Annotated in this window: 4 protein-coding genes; all 4 read right to left on the bottom strand. The window is 69.4% G+C overall.

The genetic code is table 11. The features are described from left to right. A partial coding sequence (locus VB737_RS06185) for a hypothetical protein (RefSeq protein ID WP_500312020.1) occupies positions 1-210 on the bottom strand: 210 nt, incomplete at its 3' end. Between the two features lie 196 nt (positions 211-406). After that, positions 407-1,252 (bottom strand): hypothetical protein, encoded by an 846-nt coding sequence (locus VB737_RS06180; RefSeq protein WP_500312018.1) that lies wholly within the window; start codon positions 1,250-1,252, stop codon positions 407-409. An 11-nt stretch (positions 1,253-1,263) separates the two neighbouring features. Further along, complete coding sequence (locus VB737_RS06175; RefSeq protein WP_500312016.1) at positions 1,264-1,731, bottom strand: hypothetical protein; 468 nt, start codon at positions 1,729-1,731, stop codon at positions 1,264-1,266. 89 nt (positions 1,732-1,820) lie between these two features. After that, positions 1,821-2,707 (bottom strand): HAD family hydrolase (locus VB737_RS06170; RefSeq protein ID WP_500312014.1); only part of this gene is annotated, 887 nt, incomplete at its 5' end.

The raw sequence follows: 2,707 nt of genomic DNA, 5'->3' as shown, positions 1-2,707 counted from the left end.
CCGCTGGTGGGGGCCCCTCAGCCGCCGTGATTCGGGCCGGCAGGCCAGCACCAGCAGGCGCGCGCCGCTCTGGCGCGCCAACGCCACGGCCCGGTGCAGGGCGGGCTGGTCATCGAGGCGCAGCTGGCCCTCCAGGGCCAGGGCGATGGTGGATCCGCCCGCCATGGTGCGTCGTCGGGGCAGCCAGCCTGGCAGGGAGAAAGCGGCCACCGCGAGGCCCGGTTCCGTGACGGATTGCTGCGGGCCAAGCCGGAGCGATTGCGCGTCTTAAGGATTGCTCTAGATTCTGCCCATGAGGGAGATCCCCGTGCACCGATCCATCGGCCTGCTGACCGCCACCGGCCTCACCGGCCTGGCCCTGGTGAGCCTGACCATGACCTTTCTGGGCTGAGCCGGCCCCCCCGCGTCAGGGGGACGCCGACGGCAGGTAACCGGTGCGGCGCAGGAAGGCCCGCAGCGCCTCGGGATAGCTCGCATAGCGCCGTTCCGGTTGCCGGCACTCCCCTTTGTCGTTGTAGCCGGCCTCGCAGGAGGTCAGCCCCCAGTCGGAGCTTCGGTCGTAGAGACCCAGCATCCGCCGCCAGCCGCTGTCGAACTCCCCCACCAGCGCCTTGGTGGCCACCCAGGCGGCCAGGAAACCGTTGGCCTCCGGGCGCTGATCGGCGGGCTCCTTGAACCAGCTCTCCATCTCCTTCAGCCGGCGCCGGTGAAGCGGCAACATCTGGGGGCGGTGGCTGATGTCGAGGAAGCGGGAGCCATTCAGCTGCCAGATCTGGCTGGGGGCGCTGCTGCCGGCGTAGCTGGCGAACTGGTAGAGGAAGCGGTTGTCCACATCCACCAGCAGGTAGCGGCCGTTGCCGAGCGGGTCGCTGGCGCCGCTGGGCCCACCGTTCACCGGATCGCGGCGCACCTCGAACCAGCGGCGGCCGTCGGGGCTGCTGGTGAGCACCCGGGTGTCATTGCAGCAGTGGGCGCCGCCCGTGAACGAGGAGAGCAGCACCTCCGGGTAGGGATTGGACGGATCCATCTCCACCACCTGCAGCACCGAGTCGATCGTGCCGGGGCCGATCCGCAGCGCCCCCATCAGCTGGCCCACCACCTTCCCCTCCACCCGGACGGTGGCCACCGGCTGGACCTCATCCATGCCATCGGGCTTGGGCTGGCGGCGGTTCTCCAGCACGGCCACCACGGGCCCGTTGGTGATCACCGGACCGGGCGCCGGTGAGAGGGCCAGCAGCAGGGGCAGCAGCATCAGTGGGAGTCCTACTGGCAGCCCTGGACGGAGATCCGGTAGCTGAAGCCCAGGGCGCCGGGGTCGCTGCTGGCCCCCACCTTGAAGTTCATCTGGCTGGCCTGCTTGCCCGGGATGGCGGGGAAGGGGCCGAACATGCGACCGGTGCCGATCGGCGGGTTCATCATTTCATTGATCACCTGCAGATTGCTGCCGTCGCTGAACTTCATGAAGCCACTCACCGGGTACTTGGCATTGGCGTCGGAGGAGTTGGCCGTGAAGAAGAACTTGAAGCTGCTGTAGGGACGATCGACGATGAAGTCGGTGTTCCAGTTCTCCTTGCCGATCAGCTTGGCGGCCCCGACCCGCTTGGAGACGATCGGGGTGGTGCCATCGCCACCGATCGGCTGCAGGAAGGTGCAGCGCTGCTGGGCCTGGGCAGCGGAACCGACTCCGATGACGAGCGAAGCGCTCAGCAGGGAAAGGGCCAGGATTTTCATGGCGGCGGATCGCAATACATCGACCCTAGACCGCACGGGACACCGCAGGCTCTCGCCCGAAGCCGGCTGTCATCGGCCGGGCACACCCTTCAGGGGTCGAAGGAGAAGATCCGCTTCCAGTCGTGCTTCATGCTGATCACGATCCACCCCTGCCGGCGGGCTTCGTCGTACAGCCCCTCGGTGAACGGCCCCACCTTGGTGTCCGGCAGCCCCAGGGCCGGACCGTAGGCATACTCGCGGCGGGCGTCATCGTGCAGCACCAGCATCGCCAGGCGCGCCCCATCGCCGGCCTTGGTGTACTCCAGCATCTGCCGGTCGCCGGTGGAGTTGCCGAAGGCGGCGGTGGGCCGCCGGCCGATCATCAACTGGATGCCTTCCGGCTTGCCGGCGTCGTTGTCGTTGAGCAGCAGCCGGGGCTCTTTGGTGAGGAAGGGCCGGCCCTGGTTGTCGTAGCCGTAGCGGGTGGCGCCGGCGCTGCCGATCACCTGCTCGGGCGGGATGCCATACGCCTGCTCGGCGTAGACGCGCACGAAGTCCTGGCCGCCGCCGGTGACGATGTAGGTCTTGTAATCGTTAGCGCGCAGGTAGCGGAGCAGCTCCTGCATCGGCTGGTAGGTGAGCGCGGTGTAGGGGCGCTGCCAGCGGGGGTGGCGGGCCGTGGCCAGCCACTGGCGCACATCGGCCTTGAAGGTGTCCAGGGGCATGCCGCTGAGGGCGGTGGCGGCCAGCCGCTCCAGGTCCTGGCGGGTGGTCACCGCCCCGGGCACCTTCTCCAGGATGAAGCGCACCTGCGGGTAGGCGGGCTGCTCCACCCACAGGGTGCCGTCCTGGTCGAAGGTGGCGATGCGCTCGGCGGGCGGCACGAAGCGGGGGCTGGCGGGGTCCGTGGTCTGGCGGACGAAGCCGACGATGCCGTCCCGGGCCGGCCCCGGATTCCAGGAGGGCAGCGGATCGGCCGGGCGGGCGGTGGTGCCGG

Source organism: Synechococcus sp. BA-120 BA3 (genome assembly GCF_034931285.1).
Classification (GTDB): Bacteria; Cyanobacteriota; Cyanobacteriia; order PCC-6307; family Cyanobiaceae; genus Cyanobium.
This window is presented reverse-complemented; position numbering and strand designations above follow the sequence as displayed.